16 protein-coding genes and 2 tRNA genes are annotated in these 18,716 nt (G+C 48.2%); 9 read left to right on the forward strand and 9 right to left on the reverse strand.

The annotated features are described in order from the left end of the window. Positions 1-56: 56 nt before the first annotated feature. From LA337_08895 to LA337_08910, 4 genes are all read right to left on the reverse strand, one after another. Positions 57-1,670: a bifunctional metallophosphatase/5'-nucleotidase gene (locus tag LA337_08895; GenBank protein ID UBI17789.1), complete on the reverse strand. Its 1,614-nt coding sequence runs from the start codon at positions 1,668-1,670 to the stop codon at positions 57-59. Between the two features lie 21 nt (positions 1,671-1,691). Then, positions 1,692-2,573, reverse strand: coding sequence for a nucleoside-specific channel-forming protein Tsx (locus LA337_08900; protein ID UBI17790.1), 882 nt, complete (start codon positions 2,571-2,573; stop codon positions 1,692-1,694). A gap of 70 nt (positions 2,574-2,643) precedes the next feature. Further along, positions 2,644-4,206, reverse strand: a complete 1,563-nt coding sequence (locus LA337_08905) for a bifunctional metallophosphatase/5'-nucleotidase (GenBank protein ID UBI17791.1) — start codon at positions 4,204-4,206, stop codon at positions 2,644-2,646. A 184-nt stretch (positions 4,207-4,390) separates the two neighbouring features. Further along, complete coding sequence (locus LA337_08910) at positions 4,391-5,947, reverse strand: bifunctional metallophosphatase/5'-nucleotidase (GenBank protein UBI17792.1); 1,557 nt, start codon at positions 5,945-5,947, stop codon at positions 4,391-4,393. Positions 5,948-6,078: 131 nt separating this feature from the next. Between LA337_08910 and LA337_08915 the strand changes: the two genes are divergently transcribed. Beyond that, entirely contained in the window at positions 6,079-7,194 is a 1,116-nt protein-coding gene (locus LA337_08915) for a cytoplasmic protein (protein ID UBI17793.1), read from the forward strand. Positions 7,195-7,354: 160 nt separating this feature from the next. Here LA337_08915 and LA337_08920 read toward each other — a convergent pair whose 3' ends face one another. From LA337_08920 to LA337_08935, 4 genes are all read right to left on the reverse strand, one after another. After that, a complete protein-coding gene (locus LA337_08920; GenBank protein UBI17794.1) occupies positions 7,355-7,552 on the reverse strand; it encodes a hypothetical protein in 198 nt (65 codons plus the stop codon). A 434-nt stretch (positions 7,553-7,986) separates the two neighbouring features. Next, positions 7,987-8,062 (reverse strand) — tRNA-Asn (locus LA337_08925). A 99-nt stretch (positions 8,063-8,161) separates the two neighbouring features. After that, positions 8,162-9,649, reverse strand: a complete 1,488-nt coding sequence (locus LA337_08930; protein ID UBI17795.1) for an EmmdR/YeeO family multidrug/toxin efflux MATE transporter — start codon at positions 9,647-9,649, stop codon at positions 8,162-8,164. 46 nt (positions 9,650-9,695) lie between these two features. Continuing rightward, entirely contained in the window at positions 9,696-9,803 is a 108-nt protein-coding gene (locus tag LA337_08935; GenBank protein UBI17796.1) for a DUF5951 family protein, read from the reverse strand. A 6-nt stretch (positions 9,804-9,809) separates the two neighbouring features. Between LA337_08935 and LA337_08940 the strand changes: the two genes are divergently transcribed. Next, positions 9,810-9,885 (forward strand) — tRNA-Asn (locus tag LA337_08940). A gap of 97 nt (positions 9,886-9,982) precedes the next feature. Here the strand turns inward: LA337_08940 and fhuE are convergent. After that, positions 9,983-12,169 carry a ferric-rhodotorulic acid/ferric-coprogen receptor FhuE gene (gene fhuE, locus LA337_08945; protein ID UBI17797.1) on the reverse strand — a complete coding sequence of 729 codons (2,187 nt, stop codon included), beginning with the start codon at positions 12,167-12,169 and terminating at the stop codon, positions 9,983-9,985. Positions 12,170-12,517: 348 nt separating this feature from the next. Here fhuE and hinT point away from each other — a divergent pair, with 348 nt between their 5' ends. The 7 genes from hinT to ndh all read left to right on the forward strand — a co-directional run bounded on the left by hinT (position 12,518) and on the right by ndh (position 18,596). Next, positions 12,518-12,877, forward strand: coding sequence for a purine nucleoside phosphoramidase (hinT, locus tag LA337_08950; protein ID UBI17798.1), 360 nt, complete (start codon positions 12,518-12,520; stop codon positions 12,875-12,877). 2 nt (positions 12,878-12,879) lie between these two features. Continuing rightward, a complete protein-coding gene (locus tag LA337_08955; GenBank protein ID UBI17799.1) occupies positions 12,880-13,254 on the forward strand; it encodes a YcfL family protein in 375 nt (124 codons plus the stop codon). A gap of 13 nt (positions 13,255-13,267) precedes the next feature. Then, a complete protein-coding gene (lpoB, locus tag LA337_08960) occupies positions 13,268-13,909 on the forward strand; it encodes a penicillin-binding protein activator LpoB (protein ID UBI17800.1) in 642 nt (213 codons plus the stop codon). Continuing rightward, positions 13,890-14,714, forward strand: coding sequence for a thiamine kinase (gene thiK / locus LA337_08965; protein ID UBI17801.1), 825 nt, complete (start codon positions 13,890-13,892; stop codon positions 14,712-14,714). Before lpoB ends, thiK begins: the two co-directional genes overlap by 20 nt. Before the next feature lie 10 nt (positions 14,715-14,724). Continuing rightward, positions 14,725-15,750, forward strand: a complete 1,026-nt coding sequence (gene nagZ / locus LA337_08970; protein ID UBI17802.1) for a beta-N-acetylhexosaminidase — start codon at positions 14,725-14,727, stop codon at positions 15,748-15,750. Between the two features lie 21 nt (positions 15,751-15,771). Next, on the forward strand, positions 15,772-16,314 hold the full coding sequence (ycfP, locus tag LA337_08975; GenBank protein UBI17803.1) for an alpha/beta hydrolase YcfP: 543 nt from the start codon (positions 15,772-15,774) through the stop codon (positions 16,312-16,314). Positions 16,315-17,291: 977 nt separating this feature from the next. Continuing rightward, the gene (ndh, locus tag LA337_08980) at positions 17,292-18,596 is read left to right on the forward strand and encodes an NADH-quinone dehydrogenase (GenBank protein UBI17804.1); all 1,305 of its coding nucleotides are present in this window, start codon (positions 17,292-17,294) and stop codon (positions 18,594-18,596) included. Positions 18,597-18,716 lie beyond the last annotated feature (120 nt).

Raw genomic sequence — 18,716 nt, forward strand, 5'->3', positions numbered from 1 at the left:
AATATGTGAGGAACAGGTGATGCCATCTATAAAATAAACAGCATCACCTGGGTTATTTATTTTTTACTCACTTCAACACGCATTTCGTTAACTTCGTGGGGAACGATTTTGTGCCCCGATTTCAGATAATCAATCACGACATCAGACATATTATTCCCGGCGCGGACTTGTACATTTTTCCCTTCTTTAAATGCCAGAAAACCATCGCCTCCTAAAGCAAGGAAGGTCGTGGTGGCAACATGGTAAGTCTGCGTATCTTCAATCGCTTTGCCATTGATTGTGAACGATACTATGCGCTGCCCGACCGGATTCTGCGGCATGTAACGCACTTCAGCACCTTTTGACATTTGCAGTATGCCATTAGTGAGAGATGCCCCATGTTCCATGAGATTGCGCAGCTCCTTACCGCTAAGATCCATCTCAGTAAGCTCATTCTTAAAGGGGAAAGTACTGGTAATGTCACCAAAGGTAATGGGACCCGCGTTGAGATCAGCACGTAAACTACCGGAGTTAATCAGTGCGATCTGTGCATCCGGTGCAGCGACGAGCATTGCATCTGTAAATAAGTTGCCTAGTTGCGATGATTCGCCATAGGCACGGGTTAACATGATCGGGGATTCACCGACTGGCTGACGCACAATATCCGCGAGTTTTTTATTCCAGCCATCGATAACTTTTTGTGTTGTTGGATCAGGTTTCCACTCATCAGCAAAAATTGTTTTCAGCTCGAAGCTTTTAACTTTTTTTGTATTCGCCCCTGGTTCAACATCAAGTATCAATTTACCTACATCGATACCACCACTGTCAGTAGAAAGGATTAGCGTATCCCCCACTTTGATAGGTTCCGGTGTTCCAACATGAGCGTGTCCGGTGATGAGAATATCAAGCCCTTTAACCTGACTAGCGGTCTGAATATCTTTATCCAGTGCACGTCTAACGTCCGTACTACCGATACTGGACTGACGAGCCGGAACGCCTTCGTGAACGAGCGCAACGGTGACGTCAACTTTACCCCGCAACTCATCCAGATAATGCTGCAGATATTTCACCTCATCGCGAGCTTCGATTCCCTGGTTCTTGAGGGCAGCTGCTGATTTATCAAAGCGGTTACTTTTATCATTATCGAGCCCCTGGATCGAGAGTTCTGAAATGGTGTCATTGAATGCATACACACCGTGCAGCCCAATAACGCCAATTTTCACGCCATCCTTTTCCAGGATGGTATACGGTTTGTTCCAGAATGGTATCTCGCTGTCCTTGTGGAATACATTCCCCAACAGAACAGGAAATTTTGCTTTGCTCAACTGCCGCAAGAGATTATCCCAGCCATGGTCGAATTCATGATTACCTATTGATACTGCATCAAAGGGCATAGTATTCATGATGTCAATGATGGCCTGACCCTTAGTCAGGCTGCTGATATACGGCCCGGTAAAATAGTCACCGGCGTCAAAATAAAATGTGGCTTTATTTTTGGATTTTTCCTGCTTGACTAAAGTGCTTATATTAGCGAATCCACCAATTTCACGTTTACCGTCTGCTACATAGGGGACTTTATAAGTATCAACATGAGCATGGAGATCATTGGTATAAATAATGGTGACATCTTTGGCGCAGGCCCAAAATGGCAATGTCAACAGAATACCTGCTGTAATCGTTTTTACCTTCATAGCTAATTCCTTGCAGATTGTTTAAAAAGCGTAACCAACAGTTAAATAGTATGCCCACCCCGTTGAGTCTATAGAGGTGATGTCTCCGTCGCTGTTAAATGCTTTACTACCTTCTTCAAATTGTCCACCATGATAGAAATAACGCAGGGTGGCGCCAAAGTTCCAGTGAGGATAAACCAGACTGAGTACATTTGTGGAAACTATCGAGCTATTTGTTCGGGAGTAAAATTGCTGCTCGCCACCTGATTTTTCTTTTAGGTCTGAACCAAAGTCAAAGTTGGTAAAGCCGACGTAATTTAGGTTTCCACCAAATATTGTGGTAATAGGAATGACATATTTTACTTTAAAGCGATAACCATCCCATTCGTTTTCGTTGGCTGCATTGTAATTGTTTCCTTGATATTTGGCATAGATATTTGCAGATAACGTCATCGGTAGTCCCGTTTCAATATCTGTCCCTATCCCCATATACCATGTGCTCTGACGTTGTCCTGCATTGGTTCCTGCATCATAGATATAGTTGTGGGCAAAATACCATTCTTTAAATGGACCAAAACTTAGGTCGACCCCCGTTAGTTTGTCGATGCTAAAGCGCGGTTCTATCTCCATAAAAAACGGAGAACCGTTGTCCCAAATGCCGATATCATTATCATTGCCTATACCAAAAAACTTAGGTAAGTCAGCATAGCCATAGAAATCAAACCAATCCACATGTGCCCATGCACGATACTCGGGATATAAGTCGGCTCTTTTTAGTGGCCCAAAACGAGTGGAGTTGCTCCCAACTATATTAATACTTTGATGCCACCAGTCTGATACGTATTCATTATTCGCTGAGGCTGCCATTGTTAGCGTAGGGAAAAGCATAAATGCGCCGGATAATATTTGTGTTATTTTTTGCATGCGTAGGGGTACCTTCCACAGAGATTTGTTAATAAAGATGGTTCATGTAATGGAAAATATATTCGTTAACCTATTTTGCCGTGCTTACATCGACTACTCTCATTTCAAGATCGGGTTTCAAAGGATTATGAGTCTTGACATAATCAATGATTGACTCAGCAGAGGTTGTACTATTGATAGTTTTGATATTGGTTCCTTTTAAGAACGCTTCGAATCCATCTCCACCCGTCGCGCAAAATGAGTGTGTAACAACCCGATATGTTTTGGTTGGATCCACAGGTTTATTATTAATAGTGAAACTTATGATTCGCTCACCCAAAGGTTTTTTACTGTCATACTCAACATGAATGCTTTTTGAAACTTGCAAAACCCCATTAGTAAGATTAGTTGCGTGGATCATTAAATTGATGAGATCCTTTCCGGTGAGATCCATTTCAACAAGTTCGTTATTAAATGGGAAGGTAGTAATTACATCACCATATCGTAAATTTCCTTGTGGTAAATCAGCACGCAATCCTCCACTATTCTGTAATCCCACGACGGCGTCCGGCGCCTTGGCCATCATGGCGTCAATAACTAAATTACCAACAGGTGATGATTCACCATAAGAGCGGGTGAAGGGGGCGGTTGTTGACCCAATGATTTGATCGGTGATATTTTTCAGCTTAGCATTCCATTCATCAATCTTGGCTTGAACTATAGGGTCTGGTTTATATTCGTCTGCAAATACAGTGATTAATTTACCGTCATAGCCGTCAATTTTTTTAGTCTGCGGGTTAAAATCCAATACTAATTTACCGATATCAGTACCATACGCATCTGTGGAAGCAATGAGCGTGTCATTGACTTTAATTGGCTCAGGTGTGCCCACATGAGCATGTCCTGTAATTAACACATCAATACCCTCAAATTTCTTTGCGGTATCGATATCGGCTTGCAACATTCTGGCTACGTCTTTATTGCCAAAACTTGATTGACGTGCTGGCGTACCTTCATGGATAAGCAGCACAGTGATATCCACTTTACCTTTTAATGCATCAAGCCCTTTTTGAATATAAGGTGCTTCATCACGGGCCTCTGAACCCGCATAAGCCTTAGCGGCAACGGTGTCATAAAACGCAAATTTTTGATGTATACCAATTACGCCAATTTTTATGCCGTCTTTTTCGATAATCGTCCAGGGTTTGTTCCAGACGGGTTTGTCACTGTTAGTATAAAAAACGTTACCCAGTAAAACCGGAAATTTTGCTTTTGATAACTGCTTAACCATATTATCAACGCCATGGTCAAATTCGTGGTTCCCCACGGATACAGCATCGAACGGCATGGTATTCATGATGTCGATAATTGCTTCACCTTTCGTCAAGGTGCTTATATAGGGGCCGGTGAAATAATCTCCGGCGTCGAAGAAAAATACATCTTTGTTTCTTTTCTTCGCATCATTAACGATGGTGGCTATATTCGCAAAACCTCCTACCAGACGTTCTTTATCGACGGCTGGAATTTTCCCTGGAGATACATGAGCATGTAAATCGTTAGTGTAATAGATCGTCACATCCTTTGCGTTAACTGATGCGGCTAATGTTGCGGACAGGCACAATGTAATAAAATTAAGCTTTGTTCTTATCTTCATAGCCAAACCCTTTCAGCTTTATGAGTAATTATTATATTTCAATCAAGATCTCATGCAGATGTTTGCATGTTTTTATTACTTTTCAGTAATGCTTCCATATTCGACTTTAAAGATAAGAAATAGCCAATAAAGCCGAATATTTTCAACTAATGACACCGATTAGAACTTATTAAGGTAATAATATTTATTTTTTCACGTCAGCAACGCGCATACCGTTAAGTTGTTCATCGGTGATGGTGTTACCTGCTTTAAAGTAATCGATCACTGCGTTGTAAACGTAATACCCACCTGTTGTGTTACGCGCTTTACCCTCGGTAAATGTGGTGAAGCCGTCACCACCATCAGCAAGGAAGTTTTGGGTAGCAATGTGATAAACCGTCGCATCTTCAATTGCCTTACCATTAAGTGTAAGTTCCAGGACCCGTTGTCCTACGGGTTTACTGCTGTCGTATTTCATTTCCAGGCCTTTTGAGACCTGCAACACGCCATTACTTAAACTTGCGCCATGTTCCATCAGACTACGTAATTGTTTACCGGTAAGATCCATCGTGACCAGTTCGTTAGGGAATGGGAATGTACTAATGACACCGCCCATCGTAATCGCGCCAGACGGGATCTCACTGCGGATACCGCCAGAGTTGGTTAAGGCCAACTGTGCGTTTTTACCCGCAGCGGCCAGCAAAGCATCCGCAGCCAGGTTGCCCAGCGAAGCTGATTCACCATATGCACGTGTTAATTCAACCGGCGACTGCGCCACCGTCTGTCCTACCACTTCGTCAAGTTTCTTATTCCAGCGGTCAATCACCTGCTTTGTTTGCGGATCGGGCTTCCACTCATCTGCGTAAATGGTTTTAAGTTCGAAATTTTTCATCGTAAAACTATGTGGCTTATCTTTGTAGTCCAGTACCAGTTTCCCTACATCGATACCACCGCTGTCTGTCGAGAGGATCAGCGTATTGCCTACTTTAATGGGTTCCGGCGTACCGACATGCGCATGTCCGGTAATCAGAATATCCAGACCTTTCACCTGGCTTGCCGTCTGAATATCCTTATCCAGCGCACGGCGTACATCGGTACTTCCTATGCTGGACTGACGGGCAGGCGTGCCTTCATGAACCAGTAATACGGTCAAATCCACTTTATCCTTAAGTTCATCAATATAACGCTGTAACCATTTAATCTCATCCCGTGCTTCAATACCTTCGCGCATTGCAGCAGAAACGGTATCATTGAAGGCAAATACGCCGTGCAAACCTATAACGCCAATTTTCACGCCATCTTTTTCAATAATGGTGTATGGCTTATCCCAAAACGCTTTATCACTGTTCTGATAAAAAATATTGCCCTGCACAATAGGGAAGTTCGCCTGGCTTAGCTGGAGTAACGTATTATCCCAGCCATCATCAAATTCATGATTGCCCATGGTGACAGCATCAAACGGCATGGTATTCATAATATCAATGATCGCCTTGCCCTTCGTTAAGCTGCTGATATAAGGACCGGTAAAATAGTCACCTGCATCAAAAAACCATGTGGCTTTGTTTTTGCTTTTCTCTTTTTTTATCAAAGTGGTGATATTCGCCCAGCCGCCGATATCACGCTTACCATCAGCAATCCACGGCACTTTATAAGGTTCCACATGTGCATGGAGATCGTTGGTATAAATAATGGTGACATCCTTGGCACAGGCCCAGAATGGTAATGTCAACAAAATACCCGCAGCAATCACTTTTAATTTCATAAACTGTTCCTCTATTCACATTTATCCAGGGTATTTTACATTCCGAAAGACATTGATATGTGCGTCTGTTCACACAATCAAATCGAGGTTATAGTTCAAAATCAGCGACCTTTGGAAATCGTTGGTGGCTCATGTCGACTTTATTTACAATTAATACCTGCAAGACGTTTGGGTGTCGCAATTTAGGGTTAGCTACATCTGAAGATTACAGCTGGCCGAACTATAGGTTGGGTTATCCGGCATTGCACTGTCGGGCATGTGGGAGTTATCCCCCACTATTTGAAGCACAACAATTTAATGAATGGGTGACTGTTTACTTAAGCGCATACGCCTCTGAAAGTGGCCATTTTTGTCCCGTATGTTATGGCAAGAAAACTATTTGTTATGGTTATAATCCGCAAAGAACACAGCGCGTTCAGTGCTGCGCCTGCAAAAAAGTCTGGACACCTAAGCGGCAATTACCAAGAGAAGTAATATCACCAGAACGGATTGAAACGGTTCCTTTAATTGTACCGTTCCAGGGGGCGGAAGCAGATCAGAAACTCTATGTCCTGCTCAGTTTCGATGCTATTCGAGGTAATATTCTTCATCTATCTACTAATTTTACTCAGCACCCGGTCGGGGAAACCTTACGTTATCTCTGGAGAGGCAATATCGAGCCTGATTTGGATCGCAGTGATATCGTAAAACACGTTGATATGCGTGAGATGCAGTTTTTACAACGCAGTCAGTTCGATGAGATTCAGTATGGAAGTGCGGTACTCAAACGTAACGCCAATGGTTCTATTCTGCGTCCGGTTATATCAGCTCATGGGCATTTTCGGTTGTTGAAGATCCTCTTTCCTGAGATAAAGACACATGTTATTTCTCACGAATGTTTTCTTCGCGGAGCGGTTATTACTGTTTGGGCAGAACTGTTTCGCCAACAACAAGCTGAGCTTTGGTTTATAGAGGAGGATATAAGTGACAGTGATACGAATACTCCCTGGTATTTTCAGGGTAAAACGCGGCATGGCTGGTGGCAAAGTCAGTGGTCGTTTTGGATACAGGAAAAAAACCGTAAGATGGTTTGCCCATTAACCGGCGGGGATGGCAATAATGCCAGGACAATTTCTTTAACGGCCAGTCAGCGCTATATTCGCTGGCTATACAAACAAACTAATTTTACTCGCAGTACCCAATTATCCGCAGGAAGCGTAACGCAAATACTAATTTCCCTCGCGCATGAATATAACGCTAAACTTTAATAGCGGCTCCTGATGATGAGTCTCGGGTAAATATTCCCTGTCATGATGTTATGACCTCCTTTTTTGATTGATATCATAAAGGGTTCATGTAGGTACATGAACCCTTGAAATATATGTAATTTAATCAATTACTCGTGCTTTTTAAAAATACATCTCTTTATCAATTTACAGTAATTGAGGCTGTAGTGATTAATGAAGACAGTTCTGTTTCGGCAAATAATCTTGCACGGTAACCCTCTCCAGGGTATTGAGGTGCACCATCAGAATCACTCATGTCGAATTCAAAAATGACATTACCGAGGATGTCAATTTTGAAAAAACGACAACCGTACCACGGTATATCTTCATCGCTACCCATATAGATGTAACCATTGTGAATTCTTAACAGAATAGCATTTATCGATCGATTCGTGAGTAATGATATCTGTGTGTTATTGATGTTGATAATTCTATTTATTAGTGGAATGCATAAGAGGAGCTAGCGGGAGAGGGCGTAATCCATTAGCAAAACGACTACCGGGTTTAAGTGGGGAACGCAGATAATCTCGTGCGCCACATTATCTGTGGCTGGATGAATACGGATACTCGTCTGGCGCAATTCGGGATTCTTTTTGATTACGCGATAGTTGAGATACTGAAGGAGTGAACCCAACTGGGTTGGCAGGCAACTGCAGATCATGAAAATCAGGAAGATTTTTCACGCTAACTTATTGAAACCTGATGATATCAGTATTCATAAGTAAGTCTGAAAGCAAAAAGCCTGCTTAGTTTCCTAAGCAGGCTTCTTAAATTTGGCTCCTCTGACTGGACTCGAACCAGTGACATACGGATTAACAGTCCGCCGTTCTACCGACTGAACTACAGAGGAATCGTGTGAACGAGGCGAATATTAGCGATGCCACTCAGCGTTGTCAAAGCCTGAATCGCTAAATTCGATCGTTTGCCGAAATATTCCTCATTTCGCCGATTATTCAGGCGCAACAGGTTGTTTTATGCACTTTTCCCGTTCGGGACGCGGGTATTTCCACAGCCAACGGCCTGTGACCATACGCCAGTAAAATAACGCCGCGCGCACAGCCCAATCGAAGAACATCCCTAACCAGACACCGACTACGCCCCATCCTAAAACGATCCCCAGGGTGTAGCCCACTACGACGCGACAGCCCCACATGCCCAACATTGATACCCACATAGCAAAACGTGCATCGCGAGCACCTTTAAATCCAGCCGGTAATACCCAGGAAGCCGCCCATATCGGCATAAATGCCGCATTGAGCCAAATCAGAATGACAATGACCTCTTTTACATCCTGATCCTGGGTATAAAACGCGGCCATCACGCCAGCAAAAGGGGCGGTTAGCCAGGCGATGGCGGTTAAGCCTATCGTCGACAGCCAGAAAACATGGCGTAACTGGATTTCAGCCTGGGCAATCTGGCCATTTCCCAAACGCCTGCCGGTAATGATTGTCGACGCGGAACCTAAAGCATTCCCCGGGAGGTTGATGAGCGCAGCGATAGAAAATGCAATGAAGTTTCCGGCAATTACGCTGGTGCCCATGCCTGAAACAAACATCTGCGTTAACAGTTTACCGCCATTAAACAGTACCGACTCGATGCTTGCCGGAATACCGATCCCCATAACCTCCCAGATGATGGCGAGATTGAGGGGTTTAAAATAGCTTTTGAAGGGAATACGTAGCGCCGGATTAAAACCAATCATCAGTACCCAAATAATGGCGATTGCACCGATGTAGCGTGAAATGGTTAGCCCGAGTCCGGCCCCCACGAATCCCAACCCTTGCCAGGAAAAGATCCCGTAGATCAGGATGCTGCTGATGATGATATTCAGAATGTTCATGCCGCCGTTAATCAACAGCGGTATTTTGGTATTTCCGGCTCCGCGTAGTGCACCGCTACCGATCAACGCAATGGCTGCCGCCGGGTAGCTGAGCACAGTTAGCTCCAGATAGGTAAGCGCCAAAGCCTTAACGTCTGGCGTTGCTTCACCTGCGACAACGTCAATAATCTGTTGACCAAAATAATGAATGACCGCGGCCAGCACGGTAGCAAAAATTGTCATGATCACCAGCGATTGTCTGGCCGCGGCTCTGGCCCGTCGACGATCCCGTTTTCCCAGACTAAATGCTACAACCACCGTGGTACCCAGATCGATGGCGGCGAAAAATGCCATGATGACCATGTTGAAACTGTCGGCGAGGCCGACCCCAGCCATTGCTTCTTTTCCCAACCAGCTCACCAGGAAGGTACTCAAGACCCCCATCAACAGCACACAGGTGTTTTCCAGAAAAATAGGGACAGCAAGCGGGGTGATTTCGCGCCAAAAGAGAACCTTATAACTCTTGCGTTTGGCATACCAGGGCGTACGGGAAGCGACCTGGCGTAAGGCAGCGGAGACGTTCAAAGTGGACCTTAAAGAAGAAAGTTGAAACCTCATTTCAAATGATGAGGGAGAATCCAAAAAGCTGCAAAGTTTTTTCCATTTAAAATGTCTGTAAATGCAACAAACTGTCGAGAGAAGCATCAATTGATACGCATTCGTGGAAATGGGGTTTGACAAAAAAATTTTCGCCGCTAAGATAAGCCTCCACAACGATTCCTCTGTAGTTCAGTCGGTAGAACGGCGGACTGTTAATCCGTATGTCACTGGTTCGAGTCCAGTCAGAGGAGCCATATTTAAGAAGCCCGCTTAAGGAAACTTAAGCGGGCTTTTTGTTTTTCAGTCCAGTTCATCCACCTGATGGGCAGGTGGAGCGTGATGTGTTTAGAATCAGAACTGATAGCTGGCGGTAACGCTGACGTTGCGCGGCTCACCATAGACAATAGAACCGTCGACATTGGTGTCGTAGGTTTTATCGAACAGGTTATTGAGGTTACCCTGCACAGAGAAGTTTTTTGTTACCTGATAGCGGGTGAACAAATCTACCAGGGCATAGCTTCCTTGTTCCGCGCGGAGTGTGCCATAAGGCGTGACCGTATCGCTGTAAACGCGATTCTGCCAGTTAACTCCTCCGCCGACGGTCAGTTCCGGCATAGCCGGCAGGCGATAACGGGTGAACAGTTTGACCGTGGTACGCGGCAGGTTTGGGTTCACCGCATTGCCTTCGTTGTCTTCAGCAACATAGCGTGTCGCGCCAAACGTCATCTGCCAGTTATCGGTGATCGCACCGTTAACTTCGAATTCGACCCCTTTGCTGACCGTACCATCCATTGCTTTATAGGCCGTGTCGCCATTGCTACCGGCGATTGGCACACCGGTTGATTGCGCCACGTTATCCTGTTCAATGCGGAACACCGCGAGGGTGGTGGTTAAACGGCTATTCATCCAGTCGGACTTCAGGCCAAGCTCATAGTTGTTGCCGGTAATCGGGGAGAGATATTTGCCGGAACTGTCGCGCTTGTTCTGCGGTTGGAAGATTGAGGTATAGCTGGCGTAGGTAGACCAGTTATCGTCAATATCATATACCAGGCCCGCATATGGCGTGGTGTGGTTTTGCTCCATGCTGTAGGTCAGGGTGTCGATACGCCAGTTGGTATAACGCGCGCCGACGATCAAATGCAGTGGGTCGGCCAGCGAAATACGCGTTGCGGCGTAGAGCGATTTCATGTGCGTGGTATCGTCCTGAGCCAATGACTGCGGGTTCCAGTTGGTTTCCGGGAAGTTACCATCGAAGGTATAGAAACTGCCGATTTCATTGGGGAAGACGTTCGCCCACGAACTTTCATAACGGTTATTCTGTTTACTGTAGCTGCCGCCAAGCATCAGATTATGCTGACGACCAAACAGGTCGTAACCGCCGTCGGCGAACAGATCGACGGCATCCACTTTACGTTTACCGCTGTTCCAGCCGGTTCCGCCGACGTAGTCATAGCCCGGACCATAGCTGCCATAAGGGCCAACCAGGGTGCCGTCGGCCTTGTTGACATAGGCATCAACGTACATCATTTTACTGTCGAACTTGACCTCGGAGTGGGTGGCGTTCATGGTCGCCTGCCAGGTATCGGCAAAACGTTGTTTGACGGTGACAAACACTTTATTGAAGTCTTTATCGTTGTACGCCCAGTCTGGCGCAGTGCTGTGCGAGCGGTCGTAGCTGTTTTTACTGCCATCGGTATTCCAGCGCGGCAATCCACCCCAGGTTGGGCTGTTGATATCAATGCGCTGATATTCATAACCTGCAGACAGACTGGTGGTGTCGCCCAGATCGGCATCGACAATCCCGGAGAAGAACATTTTTTCGCTGTTGTAGCGATCAAGCCAGGAATCGTTATTCTGGTAGCCCGCCACAATGCGACCGCGCACGTTGCCGTCTGCAGTGAGCGGGCTTTGCAGATCGGTCACATAGCGTTGTTTATTCCAACTGCCATATTCCGCAGATACATTACCGGTGAACTCGCGGCTGGTGGCATGCTTTCGGATCATGTTAATGGAGGCGGAGGGGTTACCTGTTCCCGTCATCAGTCCGTTTGCGCCACGGACCACTTCGACACGCTCGAAGAGGGCCGCGTCGGAAAGAGCGTCACCGAGATTCCAGCGGGATTCGAAATAGGTCGGGATCCCATCCACCATGTAGTTATCAATCTGAAATCCGCGAGAGTAGTAGCTGCTGCGATCTGAATCTGCCTGGCTTTTACTTATCCCCAACGTGTTATCCATCACATCGCCCAGCGTTTGCAACTGCTGATCTTCCATGCGCTGTTGGCTGACGATGCTGACCGATTGCGGAATATCGCGCTGCGTCATCTGCATTTTGGTGCCAGCGGTCGTCGATTTAACGCTGTAATCCTGCTCTTCGCTGGATGCGGCTGGAGCAGAACCCTCCACGATCACGGTTTCTTCAGAAGGGGCTGCGAGGCTGGTGGAGGGCAATAGCGCTAACGTGATGCAGGCTGCCAGTAAAGAAGGGGCAACCCCCGGCTGGCGTTGAACATTCCCGTTGAGTGTTGTGAAAGACATCGAAAAGTCCTTGATAATTATTAATATTAAGTTCGAATCACCGGTAGTGTGATGAACCCTTTGGTTGTAAATTATTAAGTGCGCATGTAAATACAAATGCGAAATATACGCATTAACATTCAATGTGTAAACAGATGCTACGCGATAAATGAAATATTGTTTCAGTACTATGCTTGAGCGATAGCGATGGGAAATGGTTATAAGAACAGCAGCGGCAAAGGATTTTGCTTAAATAATCGAGGGTTAAAGTTGAAAGAGCGTGAGTAACTCGCTCATACTCTATACTCGCAGAGTTACCCGGCGTAGCATGGCATAACGCTTGGGCTGTTAATGAAAAAGGAAAACGTCGTGGCAGAAGAAACTATATTCAGCAAAATTATCCGTCGTGAAATTCCGTCGGATATCGTGTACCAGGATGAACTGGTCACCGCGTTTCGTGATATTTCCCCTCAGGCACCTACGCATATTCTGATCATTCCAAACGTCCTGATCCCGACCGTCAACGATGTGACGGCGGAACACGAGCAGGCGCTGGGTCGCATGATCACCGTTGCGGCGAAAATCGCCGAGCAGGAAGGTATTGCTGCAGATGGGTACCGTCTAATCATGAATACCAATCGTCATGGCGGTCAGGAGGTGTATCACATTCATATGCACCTGTTGGGTGGCCGTGCGCTCGGTCCAATGCTTGCGCATAAAGGTCTGTAAGCATGACCAGAGGATGCATTGCACTTTCACTGAGCTTGCTGCTACTGGCTGGCTGTCGGACACATCCTGAAATTCCGGTAAGTGATGAACAGTCGCTGGTGATGGAATCAACGATTCTGGCGGCGGGCATTACAGCAGAACAGCCGACGTTAACCACGTCTGATATTCAGGCCTCGGCATCCTCTCGACTCTATAACGAAAGACAAGAACCCGTTACCGTTCATTATCGGTTTTACTGGTATGACGCCAGAGGGCTGGAAATGCACCCTCTGGAAGCGCCACGCAGCATGACTATCCCGGCTCATTCGTCGGTGATGCTGTACGGCAGCGCCAATTTTCTGGGGGCGCACAAGGTTAGACTTTATCTTTATTTGTAAGGGGTGAATCTTGATGATCAAAATGAATCGCTACGCACTGATTGCCGCGCTGGCGATGTTTCTTTCTGGCTGTGTGGTGCAACGTGAACCCGCACCGGTAGAGGAAGTGAAGCCGGTGCCGGAACAACCCGCGCAGCCGCAACAGCCGGTACCGGTTGTACCAACGGTGCCAACCATTCCGCAGCAGCCGGGTCCGATTGAGCATGAGGACCAAACGGCGCAGCCGACGCCACGTCAACGCCACTATGACTGGAACGGGGCTATGCAGCCGATGGTCGGCAAAATGCTGCAGGCTGACGGCGTCAAAGCGGGAGGCGTTCTGCTGGTTGATAGCGTCAATAACCGCACCAACGGCTCGTTGAATAGCGGTGAAGCCACCGAGACCTTGCGTAACGCGCTGGCGAATAACGGTAAGTTTACTCTGGTTTCTGCCCAGCAACTGGCTGTCGCCAAGCAGCAGTTAGGTTTGTCGCCGAACGATAGCCTGGGAACGCGCAGCAAAGCGATTGGGATCGCCCGCAACGTTGGCGCACAGTATGTGCTCTATTCCAGCGCTTCCGGCAACGTCAATTCGCCTGCGCTGCAAATGCAATTAATGCTGGTACAAACTGGCGAGATAATCTGGTCAGGTAAAGGTGCCGTTCAGCAACAATAACCGATTGACGCGCGACGAAGTCTTGTCGCGCTATTTCCCACAGTATCATCCCGTCGCAGCCAGCCAGAGCGGCCTGAGCGGTGGGAGCTGCATCATCGAACATCATACTCACCGCTTAGTGCTGCGTCGTCATCACGACCCTGATTCGCCGGAATCGCATTTCTTACGCCATTATCATGCGTTAAAACATCTGCCAGAAAGTCTTGCGCCGCGCCCTCGCTTTTATACGCGGGGGTGGATGGCGGTCGACTTTTTACACGGCCAGGTAGAATCCAGATTACCGGACGCCGACGAACTCGCTGGCTTATTGTATCATCTGCACCAGCAACCCCGATTGGGCTGGCGAATCAGTCTGCTGCCGTTACTTGAGCAGTACTGGCAGTGTGGCGATCCGGCTCGTCGTACGCCATGTTGGTTACGTGCGATGAAGCGGCTACGGAAACGCGGTGAGCCTCGACCTTTGCGTCTGGGGCCGCTGCATATGGATGTCCACGGTGACAACATCGTACGTACATCCTCAGGGCTGCGGCTGATTGACTGGGAATATGCTGGTGACGGTGATATCGCCCTGGAGCTGGCGGCGGTATGGGTCAGCGATGAATCCCAGCACCAGCGGCTGGTTAACGCCTACGCTCAGCGATCGCACATTGAGCAAAACGCGCTGTGGCGACAGGTCAGACGATGGCGGCCCTGGGTAATGATGCTAAAGGCGGGGTGGTTTGAGTATCGCTGGCGACAAACCGGCGATCGACAATTTATCAGGCTGGCCGATGAAATCTGGCGGCAGCTAACAATGAAAGGATAAGGAGAGCAGTGTGGGCCCAGTAATGTTGGATGTCGAAGGGTATGAGCTGGACGCTGAAGAGCGTGAGATTCTGGCGCATCCGCTGGTAGGTGGGTTGATTCTCTTTACCCGAAATTATCATGACCCGGAACAGTTACGTGAGTTAGTGCGCCAGATCCGCGCGTCATCGCGCAATCATCTGGTCGTGGCGGTAGATCAGGAAGGCGGACGCGTACAGCGTTTTCGTGAAGGATTTACGCGTTTGCCAGCGGCCCAATCCTTTGCCGCGCTGCACGGTCTGGAAGAGGGCGGCAAACTGGCTCAGGACGCCGGATGGTTAATGGCCAGCGAAATGATCGCCATGGACATCGATATCAGCTTTGCGCCGGTACTGGATGTGGGGCATATCAGCGCGGCAATTGGCGAGCGCTCTTACCATGCCGATCCGCTGAAAGCGCTGGCTATGGCGACCCGCTTCATTGACGGTATGCACGCTGCTGGCATGAAAACCACCGGTAAACATTTCCCCGGACATGGGGCGGTGACGGCGGATTCACACAAAGAAACGCCAACCGATCCACGCTCAGAAGCTGACATTCGGGCGAAAGATATGTCCGTGTTCCAGACGTTGATTACTGAAAACAAACTCGATGCCATTATGCCTGCGCACGTCATCTACAGTGACGTGGATCCACGTCCGGCGAGCGGCTCGCCGCACTGGCTGAAAACGGTATTACGTCAGGAGCTTGGCTTCGATGGCGTCATTTTCTCCGACGATTTGTCGATGGAAGGGGCGGCGATTATGGGAAGCTACGCGGAGCGCGGTCAGGCATCGCTGGATGCCGGTTGCGATATGATCCTGGTCTGCAATAATCGTAAGGGAGCGGTCAGTGTGTTAGATAATCTGTCGCCGATCAATGCAGAACGTGTTACACGTTTGTATCATAAAGGTTCATTTTCACGTCAGGAACTGATGGACTCTGCACGCTGGAAGACGGTAAGCGCCCAGCTCAACCAGCTTCATGAGCGCTGGCAGGAAGAGAAAGCAGGTCATTAACGCAAGTTTGGCGAGGATGCGATGATTATCTATTTACACGGTTTTGACTCTAACAGCCCGGGCAACCATGAAAAGGTGTTGCAACTGCAGTTCATCGACCCGGATGTCAGGCTGATTAGCTATAGTACGCGGCATCCTAAACATGATATGCAGCATCTGCTGAAAGAAGTGGACAAAATGCTGCAGCTTAATGTGGACGACCGTCCGCTGATTTGTGGCGTGGGGCTCGGGGGATATTGGGCTGAACGCATTGGTTTTCTGTGTGATATTCGTCAGGTCGTGTTTAATCCTAACCTGTTCCCGTATGAGAACATGGAAGGAAAAATTGACCGGCCTGAAGAGTATGCAGATATCGCGACAAAATGCGTGACCAATTTCCGCGAAAAGAATCGCGATCGCTGCCTGGTGATCCTGTCACGTCATGATGAAGCGCTCAATAGTCAGCGTGCGTCAGAAGAGCTGCATCATTTTTATGAGATAGTCTGGGATGAAGAACAGACGCACAAGTTTAAGAATATCTCGCCGCATTTGCAGCGAATCAAAGCGTTCAAGACGTTAGGTTAATCCTTATTGAGCTTTTAAAAAAACAGCCGCTAGGCTAATGCTCGTCAGTTACGAACGTATGGTGAACATGTGATTCCGGCTGAGGGTTCCGTTCACCTCAGCGGTGTCATTTCTCTGAAGCGCAGATACCTGTGAACGTGCAAGGGAGGCTCACCGCCGCCTCCCTTGCAACCCAGGCTCCCGGCGGGAAAATCGTCGCTGCGCGAGTTATTCGTCTTATGCCGTCTGCCTGTTGGGTCGGGGTCGAGCCTGCGTCCATGCAGGCCGTCCCCTCTGTCCGCATCCCTGCGGACAGCCCCGGTCAGCCGTCAACGCCTCATCGATTTTCAGCCGGACCGGGGTCATCGCTTCAACGCACTGACTTCCAGTTAAATCTTTTTTGCTGTTCAAATATATTCAAATAAAAGTGCAGGAGGTCAGGTGTGGCTGGTCCGGCTGAAAATTGCCGACGTGTTTCCGTAAGGCCGGGAGAGCCAGCATGGATGCTGGCTCAGGGCGCGCTTTGCAAGGACGCTTCCTCGCGCCCGGCCCGGTAGCCTGGAGGAATAAGCGGAGGGTATTGCGCAGCAACAATTTTCCTGCCGGGAGCCGGGATTGTAAAGGGCGTGGCGGAGAATGCCCTTTACACGTTCACAGGAATCGGTGCTTCAGAGAAATGATGAGCATGAGGTGAACGGAACTTTTCCTCCGAGATAGCATGTTCTTTACCTCGGTCAGCACAGGTTGAAGCTTTCTGAAACTGAGGCGCTAACTGACTGGCATTACAGCCATCGGGCTGGTTTTTTTGTTCTTAAAGTTCCGGTTGTCTATCTTTTCAGCATCAAAACTTGATACATATCAATTTTGGTATGACCAATGCACCGTTCGTGTTATTCTCACTCTCGAAGAACATTTTCATTATCGTAACTTGTTGTTAATTAAAGGTTATGCTCATAACTTTTAATTAACAATTGGTTAATAAATTTGAGGGGGTCACGTTGACTACACCATTGAAAAGGATCGTGATTGTCGGCGGCGGTGCTGGCGGACTGGAAATGGCGACACAACTGGGTAAAAAGCTGGGACGCAAGAAAAAGGCCAAAATCACGCTGGTGGACAGAAACCACAGCCACTTATGGAAACCGTTGCTGCATGAAGTGGCGACAGGTTCCCTGGACGAAGGTGTGGATGCGCTGAGCTATCTGGCGCATGCCCGTAACCACGGTTTCCAGTTCCAGTTGGGGTCGGTGGTGGATATCGATCGTGACGCGAAAACCATTACTCTCGCCGAGCTGCGCGATGAGAAGGGCGATCTACTGGTTCCTGAGCGTAAAGTCCCGTATGACACGCTGGTGATGGCGTTGGGCAGTACTTCCAACGATTTCAACACCCCAGGCGTCAAAGAAAACTGCATTTTCCTGGATAACCCACATCAGGCGCGTCGTTTCCACCAGGAGATGCTGAATCTGTTCCTGAAGTATTCCGCGAATCTGGGCGCTAACGGCAAAGTGAATATTGCTATTGTGGGCGGCGGTGCGACGGGGGTTGAACTCTCCGCCGAGCTGCATAATGCGGTAAAACAGCTGCACAGCTATGGTTACAAAGGGCTGACCAACGACGCTCTGAACGTTACTCTGGTCGAAGCTGGTGAGCGTATTCTGCCTGCGCTGCCGCCGCGTATTTCCAGCGCAGCACATAATGAATTAACCAAACTGGGCGTACGCGTACTGACCCAGACGATGGTTACCAGCGCAGATCAAGGCGGACTGCACACCAAAGATGGCGAATACATTAAAGCCGATCTGATGGTGTGGGCGGCAGGTATCAAAGCGCCAGACTTTATGAAAGACATTGGCGGTCTGGAAACGAACCGTATTAACCAACTGGTGGTTGAAACCACTCTGCAGACCACGCGCGATCCTGATGTCTACGCGATTGGTGACTGCGCCTCCTGCGCTCGCCCGGAAGGGGGTTTTGTGCCGCCGCGCGCTCAGGCTGCGCACCAGATGGCAAGCTGCGCAATGAGCAACATACTGGCGCAGATGAACGGCAAGCCACTGAAAGCGTATCAGTACAAAGATCACGGCTCTCTGGTCTCGCTCTCTAACTTCTCTACCGTGGGTAGCCTGATGGGTAACCTGACCCGTGGTTCGATGATGGTGGAAGGGCGTATTGCGCGCTTTGTGTACATCTCACTGTATCGCATGCACCAGATAGCTCTGCATGGCTACTTCAAGACCGGTCTGATGATGCTGGTCGGCAGCATTAACCGGGTGATTCGCCCGCGTCTGAAACTGCATTAATATCGACTTGTGGCGCCGGATGATTTATGCATCCTGCGCCTTCCTTCAGAGTTCTCCGAATCATCCTGCGTTCGTGCCTCCTCCTGCTATTTTCATCCGTAATCTGATTGGCATTCCTTA

Source organism: Citrobacter europaeus (assembly GCA_020099315.1).
Taxonomy (GTDB): Bacteria; Pseudomonadota; Gammaproteobacteria; order Enterobacterales; family Enterobacteriaceae; genus Citrobacter; species Citrobacter europaeus.

Coding starts and splice junctions, on each gene's coding strand:
- LA337_08895 (UBI17789.1), bottom strand. CDS start 1,670: ATGAAGGTAAAAACGATTACAGCAGGTATTCTGTTGACATTGCCATTT.
- LA337_08900 (UBI17790.1), bottom strand. CDS start 2,573: ATGCAAAAAATAACACAAATATTATCCGGCGCATTTATGCTTTTCCCT.
- LA337_08905 (UBI17791.1), bottom strand. CDS start 4,206: ATGAAGATAAGAACAAAGCTTAATTTTATTACATTGTGCCTGTCCGCA.
- LA337_08910 (UBI17792.1), bottom strand. CDS start 5,947: ATGAAATTAAAAGTGATTGCTGCGGGTATTTTGTTGACATTACCATTC.
- LA337_08915 (UBI17793.1), top strand. CDS start 6,079: ATGTCGACTTTATTTACAATTAATACCTGCAAGACGTTTGGGTGTCGC.
- LA337_08920 (UBI17794.1), bottom strand. CDS start 7,552: ATGGGTAGCGATGAAGATATACCGTGGTACGGTTGTCGTTTTTTCAAA.
- LA337_08930 (UBI17795.1), bottom strand. CDS start 9,649: ATGAGGTTTCAACTTTCTTCTTTAAGGTCCACTTTGAACGTCTCCGCT.
- fhuE (UBI17797.1), bottom strand. CDS start 12,169: ATGTCTTTCACAACACTCAACGGGAATGTTCAACGCCAGCCGGGGGTT.
- LA337_08955 (UBI17799.1), top strand. CDS start 12,880: ATGACCAGAGGATGCATTGCACTTTCACTGAGCTTGCTGCTACTGGCT.
- lpoB (UBI17800.1), top strand. CDS start 13,268: ATGATCAAAATGAATCGCTACGCACTGATTGCCGCGCTGGCGATGTTT.
- ycfP (UBI17803.1), top strand. CDS start 15,772: ATGATTATCTATTTACACGGTTTTGACTCTAACAGCCCGGGCAACCAT.